The sequence below is a fragment of the Stackebrandtia nassauensis DSM 44728 genome (assembly GCF_000024545.1).
In the GTDB taxonomy this organism is placed as follows: Bacteria; Actinomycetota; Actinomycetes; order Mycobacteriales; family Micromonosporaceae; genus Stackebrandtia; species Stackebrandtia nassauensis.
Genome location: NC_013947.1, coordinates 6,095,585 through 6,110,564, shown reverse-complemented (window position 1 = coordinate 6,110,564; position 14,980 = coordinate 6,095,585). Strand labels below are relative to the sequence as shown.

Annotated in this window: 16 protein-coding genes; 9 read left to right on the top strand and 7 right to left on the bottom strand. The window is 67.7% G+C overall.

Annotated elements, in window-relative coordinates; translation table 11 throughout:
• The first annotated feature begins 15 nt into the window (after positions 1-15).
• Positions 16-489: an RrF2 family transcriptional regulator gene (locus SNAS_RS28435; protein WP_041625230.1), complete on the top strand. Its 474-nt coding sequence runs from the start codon at positions 16-18 to the stop codon at positions 487-489.
• On the opposite strand, the gene SNAS_RS33465 is transcribed toward SNAS_RS28435, so the two are convergent.
• Genes SNAS_RS33465 through SNAS_RS28420 form a run of 3 tightly spaced genes read right to left on the bottom strand, consistent with a single transcriptional unit; the run spans position 486 to position 2,647 of the window.
• Positions 486-944, bottom strand: coding sequence for a hypothetical protein (locus SNAS_RS33465; RefSeq protein WP_013020946.1), 459 nt, complete (start codon positions 942-944; stop codon positions 486-488). The two genes, SNAS_RS28435 and SNAS_RS33465, sit on opposite strands and share 4 nt — an antisense overlap.
• Positions 945-954: 10 nt before the next feature.
• On the bottom strand, positions 955-2,271 hold the full coding sequence (locus tag SNAS_RS28425) for an RNA polymerase sigma factor (protein WP_013020945.1): 1,317 nt from the start codon (positions 2,269-2,271) through the stop codon (positions 955-957).
• Positions 2,272-2,290: 19 nt separating this feature from the next.
• Positions 2,291-2,647, bottom strand: a complete 357-nt coding sequence (locus SNAS_RS28420; protein ID WP_013020944.1) for a YciI family protein — start codon at positions 2,645-2,647, stop codon at positions 2,291-2,293.
• Positions 2,648-2,812: 165 nt separating this feature from the next.
• Between SNAS_RS28420 and SNAS_RS28415 the strand changes: the two genes are divergently transcribed.
• The 5 genes from SNAS_RS28415 to SNAS_RS28395 all read left to right on the top strand — a co-directional run bounded on the left by SNAS_RS28415 (position 2,813) and on the right by SNAS_RS28395 (position 9,987).
• Positions 2,813-3,151, top strand: a complete 339-nt coding sequence (locus tag SNAS_RS28415) for a PadR family transcriptional regulator (RefSeq protein WP_013020943.1) — start codon at positions 2,813-2,815, stop codon at positions 3,149-3,151.
• On the top strand, positions 3,148-4,095 hold the full coding sequence (locus SNAS_RS28410) for an HAAS signaling domain-containing protein (RefSeq protein WP_013020942.1): 948 nt from the start codon (positions 3,148-3,150) through the stop codon (positions 4,093-4,095). Before SNAS_RS28415 ends, SNAS_RS28410 begins: the two co-directional genes overlap by 4 nt.
• A 145-nt stretch (positions 4,096-4,240) precedes the next feature.
• Positions 4,241-6,952, top strand: a complete 2,712-nt coding sequence (locus tag SNAS_RS28405; RefSeq protein ID WP_013020941.1) for an MMPL family transporter — start codon at positions 4,241-4,243, stop codon at positions 6,950-6,952.
• Positions 6,952-9,003, top strand: a complete 2,052-nt coding sequence (locus SNAS_RS28400) for a YhgE/Pip domain-containing protein (protein WP_013020940.1) — start codon at positions 6,952-6,954, stop codon at positions 9,001-9,003. The genes SNAS_RS28405 and SNAS_RS28400 overlap by 1 nt, the downstream gene beginning before the upstream one ends.
• Positions 9,004-9,144: 141 nt before the next feature.
• Positions 9,145-9,987, top strand: a complete 843-nt coding sequence (locus tag SNAS_RS28395) for an SAM-dependent methyltransferase (protein ID WP_013020939.1) — start codon at positions 9,145-9,147, stop codon at positions 9,985-9,987.
• 59 nt (positions 9,988-10,046) lie between these two features.
• Here SNAS_RS28395 and SNAS_RS28390 read toward each other — a convergent pair whose 3' ends face one another.
• A complete protein-coding gene (locus SNAS_RS28390; protein WP_013020938.1) occupies positions 10,047-10,877 on the bottom strand; it encodes a helix-turn-helix domain-containing protein in 831 nt (276 codons plus the stop codon).
• Between the two features lie 191 nt (positions 10,878-11,068).
• On the bottom strand, positions 11,069-11,311 hold the full coding sequence (locus SNAS_RS37300) for a DUF397 domain-containing protein (RefSeq protein WP_013020937.1): 243 nt from the start codon (positions 11,309-11,311) through the stop codon (positions 11,069-11,071).
• A 488-nt stretch (positions 11,312-11,799) separates the two neighbouring features.
• On the opposite strand from SNAS_RS37300, the gene SNAS_RS28385 reads away from it, so the two are divergent.
• A complete protein-coding gene (locus SNAS_RS28385; RefSeq protein ID WP_013020936.1) occupies positions 11,800-12,411 on the top strand; it encodes a dihydrofolate reductase family protein in 612 nt (203 codons plus the stop codon).
• A gap of 32 nt (positions 12,412-12,443) precedes the next feature.
• Here SNAS_RS28385 and SNAS_RS28380 read toward each other — a convergent pair whose 3' ends face one another.
• Entirely contained in the window at positions 12,444-13,043 is a 600-nt protein-coding gene (locus SNAS_RS28380; RefSeq protein WP_013020935.1) for a TetR/AcrR family transcriptional regulator, read from the bottom strand.
• A 98-nt stretch (positions 13,044-13,141) separates the two neighbouring features.
• On the opposite strand from SNAS_RS28380, the gene SNAS_RS28375 reads away from it, so the two are divergent.
• A complete protein-coding gene (locus tag SNAS_RS28375) occupies positions 13,142-13,390 on the top strand; it encodes a hypothetical protein (RefSeq protein WP_013020934.1) in 249 nt (82 codons plus the stop codon).
• A complete protein-coding gene (locus SNAS_RS28370) occupies positions 13,383-14,345 on the top strand; it encodes an alpha/beta fold hydrolase (RefSeq protein WP_013020933.1) in 963 nt (320 codons plus the stop codon). The genes SNAS_RS28375 and SNAS_RS28370 overlap by 8 nt, the downstream gene beginning before the upstream one ends.
• Here SNAS_RS28370 and SNAS_RS28365 read toward each other — a convergent pair.
• A complete protein-coding gene (locus SNAS_RS28365; protein WP_013020932.1) occupies positions 14,342-14,947 on the bottom strand; it encodes a dihydrofolate reductase family protein in 606 nt (201 codons plus the stop codon). The genes SNAS_RS28370 and SNAS_RS28365 overlap by 4 nt on opposite strands.
• Positions 14,948-14,980: the final 33 nt, after the last annotated feature.

Here is a 14,980-nt window from a genome sequence, read left to right as displayed (position 1 = left end):
GTTAGGATGGCGGGTGTGAAGCTACCCACCAGCACCGAATGGCTGCTGCACAGCGCCACCACCCTGGCCCAGCTCGAACCCGGGCACAGCGCCTCGGCCGCCCAGCTGGCCGAGTACTACGACCTGCCCCCGGCCTACCTGGCCAAACAGCTTCAGGTCCTCGTCAAGGCGGGCATCCTCGCCGCGACGACGGGGGCTCGCGGCGGTTTCCGGCTCGCCAAACCCGCCGCCGAGGTCACGCTGCTGGCCATCGTCGAAGCCGTCGACGGCACCGCATCGCCCTACGAATGCCGCGAGATCCGGCAGCAGGGTCGCGGCGCGCTGCCCGAGAAGGACTGTCGCAGGACCTGCGTCCTGGCGGCCAGGATGTACGACGCCCACGACGCCTGGCGGCGAAGCCTCGCCGGCGTCACCCTCGCCGACATCCTCGACTCGATCCCCGCCACCGCCCCGGCCCGCACCCGCAGGCTGCTGACCGGCGCGAGCTAACCGGCGACCCGCCGGTACGCCCAGGCGGAGCGGTACCGGATCAGGAAACCCAACAGCACCAGGCCAAGCAGTCCGCCCCCGCCGTCGGTGATCCAGGTGCCCAGGACGGCGAGGTCGCGCATGCCGGTGGTCTCGAAGTCCACGGTGAAGAACCCGACCGCCTGGGCGAGGTTCGTCAGCATCGCGACCCAGAAGATCCAGCGTCGATTCCACAACGCCGCGATACCCAAGGCGTTCAACACCAGGAACGTCACCCCGACGGCCCGGAAACCGGGCAGGAAGCCGTCGATCTCGGCGGCGCTGGCGGTGGTGCGTTCGGCCAGCACCTCCGGTGTGACATAGCCGAGCACGATCGCGGTGCCCACGGTCGTGACGACGGAGTAGACGGCGGTGAGCAGTTGCAGGCGTCGCGTCCACACCGTGGGTTCACGGCGGACGGGGGAGTCGGCGGGCAAGGGGTCCTCCTCAACATCGGGGTTGGACCTCAAACCTCCGGCGCCGGAACCGATTCGGCAGTGGAGATAACACAAACATCGGCGGTAGGGGTAACTTCCGGATTCGCTCGGCCCGGGCCAGCAGCAGGTCGCGCTCCCGGGCGTTGCCGGTGAGCGCGGCGGCCCGCTCGAACTCGGCGCGCGCCTCGGCGGTGCGGCCGAGCCGTTCCAGCAGATCGCCCCGGACACTGGGCAGCAGGTGGTAGTCCGACAGCGAACCCAACTCGGCCAACGCGTCCACGATCTCAAGGCCCGCCTGCGGTCCGTAGGCCATCGCCACCGCCACCGCCCGATTGAGCTCCACCACGGGGGACGGCGTCAGCGCCATCAACCGCTCGTACAGCGACGCGATCATGGTCCAATCGGTGTCGGCGTAACGATTCGCGCGGGCGTGACAGGCCGCGATGGCCGCCTGCAACGAGTACTCGCCGACGCCCGCCCGCCGCAGGGCCGCCATGCCGCGCCGGATCAGCAGCCGGTCCCATTTGGAGCGATCCTGGTCGGCCAGCAGCACCAGCTCCCCGTCGGGGCCGGTGCGCGTGGGCAGCCGGGAGCCCTGGAACTCCAACAGCGCGGCCAGTCCGTGCACCTCGGGCTCGTCGGGCATCAGTCCCTGTAGGACCCGGGCCAGCCGCAGCGCGTCCTCGCACAGGACGGGCCGCACCAGGTTCTCTCCCGACGTGGCCGAGTAGCCCTCGTTGAAGATGAGGTAGATGACCTCCAGAACCGAGGACAGCCGGGCCCCGCGGTCCTCGCCGTAGGGAACCTCGAACGGCACCCCCGCCTTGGCGAGTGTGCGCTTGGCCCGCACGATCCGTTGCGCGACAGTCGGTTCGGAGGACAGGTAGGCGCGGGCGATCTCTTCGGTGGTGAGTCCGCCCAGCAGTCGCAGCGTCAACGCGATCCGGGCCTGTGTGGACAGCACGGGGTGACAGGACGTGAAGATCAGCCGCAGCAGGTCGTCGTCGATGTCCTCGGGGTCACCGGGTTCGGGCGGCGGGGGCACGTCCTCCAGGGTCCGGCCGACCTCGGCGAGCTTGCGCGCGTAGGTCTCCTTGCGCCGGACGAGATCGATGGCGCGATGCTTGGCGGTGGCCATGAGCCAGGCGCCCGGCTTGTCCGGGACACCCGACCGCGGCCACTGCTCCAACGCGGCGACCAGCGCGTCCTGCGCCAACTCCTCGGCGATGCCGATGTCGCGCACGACGCGGGTCACCCCGGCGATGATCCGCGCGGCTTCGATGCGGAACACCGTCTCGATCGTGGGGGCTGTGTCTGTTCCCGTCACAGCCTTCCATCAAAGCAGTTCAGCCTTCGAGAATCTCGCGGACCTCGACCGTGGTGCCGTCGTACTGGCCCTGGACCTCCAGGAACCGCTTCATCCACTCCAGGGCCTCGGCCTTGTCCTTGGCCTGGATGACGGTGTACCCGCCGACGACCTCCTTGGCCTCGGTGAACGGACCGTCGGTGTACTGCACCTTCCCGTCCACCAGCGAACCGCGGGTGGCCTGCGAGGTCGGGGTCAGTTCGGCCATGTCGAGTACCACCCCGGCCTTGGTGATCTCCTCGAACAGCTCGCCCATCTTCTGCTGCAACTCGGGGCTCGGCGGAGCCGTGGGGCGGTTGTTCTCGTCGTGGTAGGCGATCGACAGGAAACGTGGCATGACCTTCTCCTCGGTTTCGGATGACGCGGGGCCCTTCCCCGACTCTCAACCATGCGTCGAACGGGCGGGGCCGGAATCGACACGTCCGGAGAATTCTATTGACCTGTACGCCACGCGATACACGTTACTAGACAATAGTGTGCGGCGCACTGTATAGTGTCATGCATGGACACGGAAGAACTGATACTCAGCCAGGCGCAAGAGCTGCGGCGCGGCACCGTCGTCCTCGCCTGCCTCGCCCTGCTGAAACAACCCCAGTACGGCTACGCGCTCCTGGAAACCCTCAACGACGCGGGCATCCCCGTCGACGGCAACACCCTGTACCCCCTCCTGCGGCGGTTGGAGAAACAGGGCCTGCTGGCCAGCGAATGGAACACCGACGAATCCCGCCCCCGCAAGTTCTACAAGACCAGCCCTGAGGGCCTCGCCGTCTGCACCGGTCTGGTGCGCGAATGGCAGTCCCTCGTCACCTCGATGTCCGAACTGACCAAGGAAGAACGATGACCATCACCCTGACCGACCGCTACGTCCACGAGGTCGTCCGCCGCATCCCGGCCGACCAACGCGACGACGTCGCCGAGGAACTGCGCACCACCATCGCCGACACCATCGACGCCCGGGAGTCGGACAACCCGGCCGAGGCCGAACGCGAGGTCCTCACCGAGATGGGTGACCCGATCCGCCTCGCCGCCAGGTACGCCGACCGCCCCCTGGCCCTGATCGGCCCCGAGCTGTACCCGCCCTACATCCGCTTGCTCACCATGCTGCTCACCATCGTCCTGCCGATCGCGGTACTGGCCACGGTGATCCTGGAGATCGTCGACAACGGCGACGTCGGCGAGGTCATCGCGGCGGGCATCGGCTCGATCCTCACCGTCGGCGGCCAGATGATCGCCTGGCTCACCGTCATCTTCGCCCTCATCGACCGCTTCGTCAGCCGCGAACAGCTCGCCAAGGACGCCAAACCCTGGAGCCCGGACGACCTACCGGTCTCCCCCCAAACCGACCGCCACAGCTTCGGCGCCGTCGCCGCGGCCCTGTGGGACATGCTCGTCATCGCCCTCATCGTGTGGCAGCACTTCGGCCAGCCATACGCCCTCGACGGCGGCAAACGAGTCGAGATCCTCAACCCCGCACTATGGACCGGCTGGATGTGGCCGATCCTGGCCGGGCTCGCCGGAATCGCGATCACCCAGTTCATCCGCTCCACCCGCCCGGCCTGGACGATCCGCCTGGCCACCTGGCACACCGCGGCCCACGCCGTCTTCGCCCTCCCGATGGTCTGGGTCCTCCACCAACGCGAGTTCTTCAACCCGGCCTTCCTGTCCGATCTGGACCAGGAATGGCTATCCACCGACAGCTTCTACACCGTCGCCATCGCGGCCGTCCTGATCGTCAGCGCCATCGAGGTCTACAAGCGCTACCGCGAAGCCACCCACGCCCGCTAACCCACCCCTCATGGGCCGCGCCTCCACCACGGAGACGCGGCCCATGTCGCGTTACGCCACGCCGCCCCGTGTCAGCCAAGTGGACGATGCCACGTGGCATATAGGATCGATCACCGTACGTAGTTGACCACTTCGGGGGCTGGTCGTGTCGTCGTTCCTTTATCGGCTGGGGCGAGCGGCCGCCCGCGCCCGCGTGTTGGTGGTCGCCGTGTGGGTGGTGCTGTTGGTCGCGGCGGGTGGGTCGGCGTTGTTGTTCAACCAGGGCACCGACGACGCGTTCGCCATCCCCGGTTCCGAGTCGCAGGACACGCTCGATTACCTGAAGCGGGTCTTCCCGCAGGTGAGTGGGACCTCGGCGCAGCTGGTGCTGGTCGTGCCCGAGGGGGAGAAGGTTGATACCGCCGACAACCGGGCCGCCGTCGCGAGTGCGGTGAAGCGGATCAAGCGCCTCGATCAGGTTGCCGCCGCGGCGGACCCGTTCGGTAAGGATGTGTCCGGCGCGGTCTCCCGGGACGGGCGGGCTGCTTTGATCGCTGTTCCGCTCGATGTGGACCTGGCCGGGGTCACTGCCGCGACCAGGTCCGATTTGGAGGACGTCGCCGCAGATCTCGCTGAAGATGCCGGTCCCGGAGCGAAGGTTTACAGCGGCGGTGCGGCGTTCTCGAATCCGGTGCCGACCCTCAGTCCCACCGAGGGCATCGGGTTGGTTGTCGCGCTGTTGGTGCTGCTGTTGATGTTCCGTTCCGTCATCGCTTCGGTGATGCCGCTGTTGACCGCCGTGTTGGGTGTCGGGGTTTCGGTCGCGCTGATCATGACCGCGACGTTGGTGGTGCCGATCTCGTCGACCGCGCCGATGTTGGCCGTGATGCTGGGGCTGGCCGTGGGGATCGACTACGCGTTGTTCTTGTTGTCGCGGCATCGGGATCAGCTTGGTGAGGGACTGGACATCGAGGAGTCGGTGGCGCGGGCTACCGCGACGGCCGGTTCGGCGGTGATCTTCGCGGGCCTGACCGTTGTCATCGCGCTGTTGGGCCTGGCCGTGGCCGGTATTCCGTTCCTGACCACGATGGGTGTGGCCGCGGCCGTGGCGGTCGTGTTCGCGGTGGCCATCGCTGTCACCCTGGTTCCGGCGTTGCTGTCGTTCGCTGGCGATCGGATGCGGCCCCGTAAGCCCAAGCGCCGCAAGAACAAACCGCCCCGCGCCAAACCCCGGATCGCTCGGTGGTGGGTGCGTACCGCCACCAGGGTTCCACTGTTGACCGTCCTGTTGCTCGTCGTCGGTCTCGGCGTCTGCGCCATTCCCGCCGCCGAGCTGCGGCTGGCGCTGCCCGACAACGGCACCGAGGCCGTGGGGTCTCCCGCCCGCGACACCTATGACGTGGTCAACGATCACTTCGGACCTGGTTACAACGGGCCGTTGATCGTCACCGCCGACATCATCGAAAGCCGCGACCCGATCGGGCTCGTCGACGACATCGCCGACGAGATTCGCGACCTGCCCGGCGTCGAATCCGTCCCGCTGGCAACGCCCAACCCCAAGGGCGACACCGGGATCATCCAGGTCATCCCCACCACCGCTCCCGACTCGCCGCAGACCGACGCGCTCGTGGAACGCCTACGGGAGAAGGAACAGCACTTCCTCGATCGCTACGACACCAAGACCGCCGTCACCGGTATCACCGCTGTCGGCATCGACGTGTCCGCACAGCTCGGCAAGGCCCTGCTGCCGTTCGGCATCCTCGTTGTCGGACTGTCGCTCGTACTGCTGGCGATGGTGTTCCGGTCCATCTGGGTGCCCATCAAAGCCACCGCCGGATACCTGCTGTCGGTGGGAGCGGCATTCGGCGCCACCTCGTTCGTGTTCCAGCAGGGCCACCTCGCCGACGTCCTGAACGTGGCCCACGTCGGCAGCGTCATCAGCTTCCTGCCCATCATCCTCATGGGAGTCCTGTTCGGACTCGCCATGGACTACGAGGTGTTCCTCGTGTCGCGCATCCGCGAGGATTATGTCCACGGCGGCGACCCCCACCACGCCATCGAGACCGGGTTCATCTCCGCGTCCCGGGTCGTCGTTGCCGCCGCCGTCATCATGTTCGCCGTCTTCGCCGCGTTCGTCCCCGAAGGCAGCGCCACCATCAAACCCATCGCGTTCAGCCTCGCTGTCGGTGTGTTCGTCGACGCGTTCCTGGTGCGCATGACCCTCGTCCCGGCCGTGCTCGCACTCCTGGGGCACCGCGCCTGGGGACTGCCTCCCACACTGGACCGGGCGCTGCCGGTGTTCGACGCCGAAGGCGACTCCCTCGTCCACGAACTGCGACTGGCCGACTGGCCCGCCCCCGGGAGCGATGAGGCGATCAGTGCCCGGGACCTGCGCCTCGACGACGACCGGGGCCGAACAGTTCTGTCCGCCATGGACATTCACGCACAACGGGGTCAGGTCCTCGTCCTGCACGGACCCGGCCCGGTCGGCAAGACCGCGCTGCTGTTCACCCTCGCCGGACGGGTCAAGAACCTGCACGGCGACCTCAAGGTGCTCGGTCACGTGCTGCCGCAACACACCCACGCCGTACGCGGTTCGGTCGCCCTCATCACCTGTCGCACCACTCCCGATCCGACCGGGGCGGCGCGGGACGCGTTGGCTAACGGAGTCGAACTGCTGCTTGTGGACGATGCTGATCTGGTTCTGCGCGGCGACGCCCGCGACACGCTACGCCGCCAGCTGGCCGAGCGTCGCACCCGTGACGGTCGGACCGCGACGGTCGTGCTGACCTGCCAGGACCCCGACCGCGCCCACGACCTGCTGCCCGCAGGCACCCAGCTGCTCGCCCTGCGCTCACAACCCGCCGAGGTCGCCTGATGTTCAAGCCGTTCGCCGATTCGGCCCGCGCCATCGCTTCCGGGCCGCTGACCTGGAAGACCTGGACCGGGCTCATCACGGTTCCGGTCCTCATCCTGTCGCTGTTGACGTGGGCGTACTGGTCGCCCGGTGCTGATCACGGCACCGCCACCGCGGCCATCGTCAACGACGACAAGCCCGTCAAGGTCAACGGACAGACCATCCCCTTGGGACGGCAGCTGGCCGGAATCCTCAGCCACAGCGAGGACTCCGCCTATCGGTGGGTTCTCACCGACGCCGACGACGCCGAGGCCGGGCTGGCCGACGGCGGTTACGCCGCCACCGTCACCATCCCGGAGGACTTCTCGCGGCGGGCCACCTCCACCGCGACCCAGCCGCCGCTCGACGCCGCCCGGGCCACGCTGCGGGTCCGCACCTCCGACGCCACCGGCGCCGCCGACCCGCGACTGGTCACCGCCATCGCGACGGCAACCCAGGACTCCCTCGACAACCAGATCGTCGAGACCTATCTGGACAACATCTACGTCGCGTTCACCACCATCCACGACAAACTCGGCGAAGCCGCCGACGGCGCCAGCCAGCTCGCCGACGGAACCTCGCAGCTGTCCGACGGCGCCGGGGAACTGGCCGACGGGGCCGCGCAGCTCGACACCGCCACGGCCGAGCTGTCGCGCGGTGCCGACCAGCTCGCGTCGGGTACCGGCGAACTCGCCGACGGCTCAGCGCAACTCTCCAGTGGACTGTCGCAGGCCGAGCGGGACACCGCGCAGTTGCCCCGGCTGACCCAGCGGCTGGCTGACGGCGCCGAGCAGGTCGCGCAGGGAAACGAACAGCTCGCCTCGGTCGTGGTCCCGCTGGCCAACCGCATCATCGACGCCATCGACGCGCTGCCGTCCGCGCGCGAGGCGGCCCGGGAGTTCCGGCGGCTCGCCGATGACTGCGCCGCCGGGGGCGGCAGCCCGGGATTCTGCCGGGGACTGGACCGGGCCGCTGACCGCTTCGAGACCAACGCCGGAAAACTGGACGGTGCCAGGGAAACCATCCGGCAGGCCGCCGTCGACGCCCGCGACGCGGTGCGGGACCTGGCGTCGGGGGCTCGGCAGGTCGCCGACGGCAACGCCACCCTCGCCTCCCGGGCCGGGGAACTGGCCGGGGGTATCGCCTCGGCCGCCGACGGCGCCCGGCAACTCGACTCCGGCATCCAGCAGGCGGACACCGGGGCCCGGCAGCTCGCCACCGGAGCCGGACGACTGTCCACAGGAGCCGGTAATCTGTCCACAGGGGCGGACCAGCTTAGCGATGGCGCCAAGGAGGTCGACGACGGTGCCCGCGAGCTGGCGTCCGGCCTGAACCAGGTCCGCGACCAGGTCCCCAGCTACACCAAGGACGAACGCGCCCACCTCAAGACCGTGGCCGCCGATCCCACCGACGCCGACGCCTCCCGCACCGGCATCGGGCCGCTGGCGTTGACGCTGTTCGTCGCCATGGCACTGTGGGCACTCGCGTTGGCCACCTACATCGTGACCCGGGCCGTTCCCGCCGCCGTCCTGACCGCCCGTGCCGCCACCTGGCGGATCATCCTGCGCACCGCGGTTCCCGGCTCCTGCGCCGCCGTGTTGGCCGCGCTCGCGCTCACCGTGATCGCGGTTCCGGTGCTGGGACTGGGAATCATGCGGGCCCTGGGCTTCGGCGCCGTCGCCCTGCTGGCCGCACTGACCTTTGTGTCCCTCAACCAGGCCGCCGTGGCGATCTTCGGCCGCGCCGGACGACTGGCGTCGCTGACCGTCCTGCTGCTCACCGCCGCCACCGGCGTCATCTCCACGCTGCCGTCCCCTTTGTACGCCGTCGCGGGCTACCTGCCCACCCACGCCGCGACACTCGCCTTGCGCGGCACCGTGACCGACACCCACGCGCTGATGCTCACCGGAACCGTCCAGCTCGCCGCCTGGCTGGCCGTCGGGACACTGGCGACCATCGTCATCACCGACCGCCGCCGCTACCTGTCCACGCGACAGTTGCGCCGTGGCACCGTTCTGCCCGCCGCGACCTGACAAACCCGCGCCTGCAACGGTTGTGCGAATACCTGGTTTGGATTCCGCTACCCCAGGCGTGATCTGGGTCCCAGCCCCCACAGACCGTGGTGGCGTCGTAGGATGAGCGCTACCCAATCCCAACGACGCGAAGGCTGCGCGATGACCGCATCCGATGGGGCGACACCCAACGAGGGCTATCAACCCCCCTCTGAATTCGACATCAATGAACCGACGATCGCGCGCGTGTACGACGCGCTGCTGGGAGGCAAGGACAACTTCGCCGCCGACCGCGCGGGCGCCGACACCTACCTCAAGTACGTGCCCGATTCGGGCAAGTGCGCCAAGGAGAACCGGGAAGCACTGGTCAAGGGGGTGCAGTACCTGGTCCGCCAGGGCATCGACCAGTTCCTGGACATCGGCAGTGGCCTGCCGACGGTGAAGAACACCCACGAGGCCGCCCAGGAGATCAACCCGGAGGCGAAGGTCGTCTATGTGGACAACGACCCGATCGTGCTGGCGCACGGCCGGGCGCTGCTGGCGACCAACAACTCGACCACTGTGGTCACCGCGGACCTGCGGCGCCCGAACGAGATCCTCGAGAACGAGGACGTGCAGCGGATGCTCGACTTCAGCCGTCCGATCGCGCTGATGATCGTGGGCCTCCACATGCACTTCCACGATGACGAGCAGCCCGACGAGTGGGTGCGCACCATCCTGGACACGATGCCCGCCGGAAGCTACCTGTTCATCACCGACTTCGTCGACACCGGGGAACCGCTGCAGAAGGCGATGGAGCAGGCCGGTCTGGAAAGCCTTGGCAACGGCTGGATCCGGACCCCCGAGCGCATCAAGGAGCACTTCCTCGGTCTGCCGCTGGAACCGCCGGGACTGGACTTCCTGGCCCGCTGGTTCCCGGGGGAGCCGGACCGGGTGCTGACTCCGGCCGAGGACCTGGAGCCGTACCAGCGGATCCTCATGGCGGGAATCGCCAAGAAGGGCTAAGCGCCACAACGTGAACCGGGGGAGTGCGGGAGACCGCGCTTCCCCGGTCCTTTTGGGAGCTACGAGTAGAGCTGCCCGATGATCTCCCGGAGTATCTCCGGCGTCTTCTTCGGCTCTTCCGCCTGCACGCACAGCCGTTCCATCGACGCGGTGTACAGATCCACGTCGTCCCGCTTGTCCAGGTACAGGGCGCTGGTGAGCTGTTCGATGTAGATGATGTCGGGCAGTTCCTGGTCCGGGAACCGCAGCATCGTGAACGGGCCGCCCGCGGCGGCGTGGCCACCGGCCTCGAACTTGATGATCTGGATCTGTATGTGGGGAGCCTTGCTGACCTCTATCAGGTGTTCCAGCTGCTCCCGCATCACCTGCTTGCCACCGATCGGCCGTCGCAGTGCCGCCTCGTCGACGACCGTCCACACCCGAGGCGGGTTCTCGCGGTGCAGGATCTGCTGTCGCGACGTCCGCAGATCCACTCGGTGATCGACCTCGCGGGCACTGGCGCGTCCGTGACCCAGCAACACGACGCCACGCGCGTAAGCCTTGGTCTGCAACAGTCCTGGGATGAACTGGTTCTCATAGGTCCGGATGAGGGAGGCCGTGGCCTCAAGGCCCAGATAGGACTGGAACCAGCCCGGAAGCACGTCACCGAAACGGTGCCACCAACCGGGAGTGTTGGCCTCCTCGGCCAGTTTCAGGAGTTCGGCGCGTTCCTCTTCGTCGTCGACTCCGTAGAACGTCAGCAGATCCTCGACGTCACGGATCTTGAAACTGACCCGGCCGAGTTCGAGCCTGCTGATCTTGGAGTCGGAGGCCCGGATCTCCCAGCCCGCGTCCGAACGGCTGATGCCTTCCGCCTCACGGAGTCTGCGCAGGTGAGCGCCCAACAGCATACGTAGTGCTGTTGGCCCACCTTCAGACCCTATGCCAGGCGACGGCATCGCCACTCGTGAACCTCCGGACCGACACTTGCCTCTTCAGTGATGCGTTCTCACGCAAGCATGTCACCAAGACAGGTTAGTCGGGATCTTCCGACAATCGGTTTAAGGTGACGGTGGGCTGAGAAATCCGGGCGAGACTTGACCTAAGCGAGAAGGTTGTCGAAGTCTCCGTCCCGTGCGCCCCCTACGAGCGCCCGGATTTCGTCCACAGTATAGACGAGCACCGGCCCTTGGGGATCGCGGGAATTGCGTACTGCTATCTCTGCGCCGCCGGGGAGGGCGGCCATTTCCACGCAGTTGCCGCTGGGGTTGCTGCGGCGACTTTTCTGCCACTTAATCGTGGCGGGCAACTGGCCCGCCGGTATTCCATTGTGTGCCATGGTCATCAAACCCTTCCGAGCGCCCGATTCGGACGTCCACCATCTCGGTATTCAACTGGCCTCCTTACTATACGACATGCACACCCAGATTCATAGTCATCTGCACGTGCATCTGCCAAAGTTGATGCACGCCGCCAATGCATGGTATGATTCTCGTGACAGTGCAATCAGGGTTCGCCTTGGTCGCCTGAGAAGCCAACACGTGGACAAATGCGGCGGCGACACAAAAAAACCGCGCGGTTCCAGCATCAGAACCAGCGCGGTCGAAAGTTTTACTCTCGGTGGATAGAGACTCGGGAAGGCCGGTGGGGGCCTTCCCGAGCACCGTGCGGGCACAAAGCCCGCCTGGCGAGCTGAATTCTACGCCGCCTCGAACTCAGCAGTCACACTGGCACCATCGGCCCCAAAATCTTTTCCGCCCTCGGCGATGACTTCCGCGCCCCGACCCCGTCTTAGCCAGTGACAATCACTCGGTCTGAGAACGGAGAATCATCATGCGGAAGATCATCGCGGGCTTGTTCATCTCGCTGGACGGCGTCGTGGAGGCCCCCGACCAGTGGCACTTCCCGTATTTCAACGAGGAGATGGGTGCCGCTGTCGGAAACACCCTCGGCGCGGCCGACATCATGCTGTTCGGGCGCGAGACCTACGACAGCTTCGCGGGTGCCTGGCCCGAGCGCGAAGCCGCCGGTGGTGAGGACGCCGGGTTCGCCAAGAAACTCGGCGATGTCCGCAAGATCGTTGCCTCCCACCAGGACCTGAAGTTCACCTGGCGCAACTCCGAGCAGCTTGAGGGCGATCTCGTCGAGACCGTCACCGCGTTGAAGAACGAGGACGACGACGCCGTCATCGGCATGAGCGGCTCGGTGTCGGTGGTGCGGCAGCTGTTGGCCGCCGGACTGCTGGACGAACTGCACCTGCTGGTCCACCCGATCGCCGTCCGCAAGGGAGCCCGGCTGTTCGACGAGGGCACGGAGTCGATCCCGCTGAAACTGGTGTCCTCGCAGGCGTTCAGCACCGGAGTGCTGAACCTGGTCTACGCCCCGGCCGAGGCGCCCGCCGACGCCGGATACGAGGAAGCCAAAACCCAACTGCCGCAGGACTGACACGCGTCCGGGCCGGAGAACCCGGCCCGGACTCACGCCTTCCGCAGGGCGTCGAGCCGTCGGTGCAGCGCGGCCAGAGCGTCGTCGGGGGAGAGCCGCCCGACTAGGATCTGAATGTTCAACCCGTCGGTGAAGGTGAGCAGCGACTCGGCCTCGTCGGCGGGTTCGAGGTCGGCCCGCAGTTTCCCGGTGTCCTGTCCGACCTTGAGCAGCAACGCGAACAGCTCGGCGGTGCCGGTGTACTGCTCGCGCTGGATCGCGGCCAGTTTCGGGTTGACGGCCGCCTGCGCGATGAAGGCCAGCCACACCCGGGACTCGGCCAGGCTCAGCCGGTCCACCGGGATGATGCCGATCAGGGTCTGCTCCAGCATGGTCACGGTCGAGTCCGGGTCGGCGGTGGCCGAGATCCGGCCCTGAATCCGCTCGGTGACCCGCTGGTTCATGTACTCCAGGACGAAGACGATCATCTCGTCCTTGGTGGAGAAACAGCGCTGGACCGCGCCCAGCGACACCTCGGCGCGCAGCGCGACGTCCCGAAGCGTCGCCGCCTCCAGCCCGCGCTCACTGATGAGATCGAAGGCCGCCTTGGCGATCTGGAGGCGGCGGGCGTCGTGGTCTACCTGCTTGGGCACGTTGTCGAGTCTATGCGATGCACTTGTATCGGAACCGTGCTACGATTCGATACGCTCGTATCGGAACGTCCGGTACGACCGACGCGAAGGAGTACCGCATGGCCACCGACCACCCCGACCGCGACGGCTGGCAGAGCACCCGCTGGGTGATCGGCCTCGTCCTGTTCGTGCAGGGCTTCGGCTCGGCGATAACCGAATCCCTGTGGCACACCAGCTTCGGCGCCGCCGCCCTGCTGCGCTCCGCCGGACTCCCGCAGTGGACCGACCTGCTGGTCGGTGCTGTCGGGGTCGGGCTGCTGGTCTGGGCCGCCGCCCGCGCCCGGTCGAGGAGGAAGGCCAATGCCTGAGCAGCGAAACCACAAGGGACGAACCTTCGGCCGTCGGGCGCTGCTGGGCGCCACCGCGCTGGCCGCCGCCGGATCCACCGCCCTGACGACCCGGACGGCGCAGGCGCGACCGAACGACCCCACCACCTTCGTCCTGGTACACGGCGCGAACGGCAACGCCGCGTCCTTCGCGGCACTGACCGCGGGCCTGGCCGCCGCCGGACACCGCGTGCTGCCGGTCGACCTGCCCGGCCACGGACCACAGGGGAACTTCCCGCTGTCGTACCAGGCACCGCAGGACCTCGACGGCTTCGCCACCGCACCGTCGCCGGTACTGGCCGACGTCACCCTGGCCGACAACGTCCGGCACGTCACGAAACTGGTGCGCCGCGTCGCGCGGCACGGCCCGGTGATCCTGTTGGGCCACAGCATGGGCGGAGCCACCATCACGCGGGTCGCCAACGAGGTCCCCGACCTGATCGCCCGGCTGATCTACCTGACCGCGTTCTGCTGCGTCGAACTGCGCAGCGTCGTCGACGCCTTCCTCACCCCGGAAGGCGAGACGACCCTGCTGCCCACGATCCCCGGCACCGGCGACCCGGAACAACTGGGCGTCAACCGCACCAACTGGCGATCCGCCGACCCCGAGTTCATCGACGCCGCAAGGGAGGCACTCGCGGCCGACTACGACAAGGCCGCGTTTCGCGCCGCCCTCAACGGTTTCGAACCCGACGAAGCCGCGGCGGTGGCCACCGACGACGCCCGCGGCCACCCCGGCAGCTGGGGCCGGGTACCGCGCACCTACATCCGTTGCACCGCCGACCGCGCCATCCCGCCGGCGTTGCAGGACCGGATGATCGACGAAGCCGACGCCGCCACCGGCGACAACCGCTTCGACGTCCGTTCCCTCGACGCACCCCACCTGGGACCGCAGGACCCGGCACCCCTGCTGCGGATCCTCACCCGGTTGGCCTAGATCGCGGGCGTGACCGGCGCGTAGCGCAGCACCACGTTGTCGGAGCCGTCGAACCGGCGAATCCCCAGCAACCGCAGTTCGACGGGCGCGGCGAAGACCGGCGTCCCGCCACCCAAAGCCTTGGGCCCCACCATCAGATGAAGCTCGTCGACAAGCTCCTGAGCCAACAGCCCGTTCCACATCGTCCGGCTGCCGAAGGTCACGAAGTCGCCGGAGCCGCGCTGACGTTCGGCGGTCAGCCAGTCCGCCACCTCGGCCCGCTTGACGACGGTGGTGCTGTCGTACCAAGGGTTGTCGGCGGACGGGACATAGGAGTCGGACACCACGACCTTGGGCAGCGCGTTGAAGACCCGGCTGATCTCGCGGTTGACCTCGTCGAGTGCCGGGTTGTCCGGGTCGGCGGGCGCGTCGGCGATACCGGGCCAGTAGGAACTGAACATCTGGAACGAGGTGCCGCCCAACAAGACGGTGCCCGCGCTGCGGAACCGCTCCAGGTTGTAGGCGTCGAAGGCCGCATCCATGTTGAGCGCCATGACGTTGCCGCCCGGGCCCTCGTGGTAGCCGTCCACGGACATGATGTTGGAGACGATGACGGTGCGCATGACGCGCTCCTTTCGGAAGATCTGAATCGCTGT

What these genes read in the sequence shown, in the direction of transcription:
- SNAS_RS28390 (WP_013020938.1), bottom strand. Translation starts at nt 10,877, where the DNA reads ATGCTGTTGGGCGCTCACCTGCGCAGACTCCGTGAGGCGGAAGGCATC.
- SNAS_RS28370 (WP_013020933.1), top strand. Translation starts at nt 13,383, where the DNA reads ATGCCTGAGCAGCGAAACCACAAGGGACGAACCTTCGGCCGTCGGGCG.
- SNAS_RS28385 (WP_013020936.1), top strand. Translation starts at nt 11,800, where the DNA reads ATGCGGAAGATCATCGCGGGCTTGTTCATCTCGCTGGACGGCGTCGTG.
- SNAS_RS37300 (WP_013020937.1), bottom strand. Translation starts at nt 11,311, where the DNA reads ATGACCATGGCACACAATGGAATACCGGCGGGCCAGTTGCCCGCCACG.
- SNAS_RS28415 (WP_013020943.1), top strand. Translation starts at nt 2,813, where the DNA reads ATGGACACGGAAGAACTGATACTCAGCCAGGCGCAAGAGCTGCGGCGC.
- SNAS_RS28395 (WP_013020939.1), top strand. Translation starts at nt 9,145, where the DNA reads ATGACCGCATCCGATGGGGCGACACCCAACGAGGGCTATCAACCCCCC.
- SNAS_RS28420 (WP_013020944.1), bottom strand. Translation starts at nt 2,647, where the DNA reads ATGCCACGTTTCCTGTCGATCGCCTACCACGACGAGAACAACCGCCCC.
- SNAS_RS28400 (WP_013020940.1), top strand. Translation starts at nt 6,952, where the DNA reads ATGTTCAAGCCGTTCGCCGATTCGGCCCGCGCCATCGCTTCCGGGCCG.
- SNAS_RS28365 (WP_013020932.1), bottom strand. Translation starts at nt 14,947, where the DNA reads ATGCGCACCGTCATCGTCTCCAACATCATGTCCGTGGACGGCTACCAC.
- SNAS_RS28375 (WP_013020934.1), top strand. Translation starts at nt 13,142, where the DNA reads ATGGCCACCGACCACCCCGACCGCGACGGCTGGCAGAGCACCCGCTGG.
- SNAS_RS28410 (WP_013020942.1), top strand. Translation starts at nt 3,148, where the DNA reads ATGACCATCACCCTGACCGACCGCTACGTCCACGAGGTCGTCCGCCGC.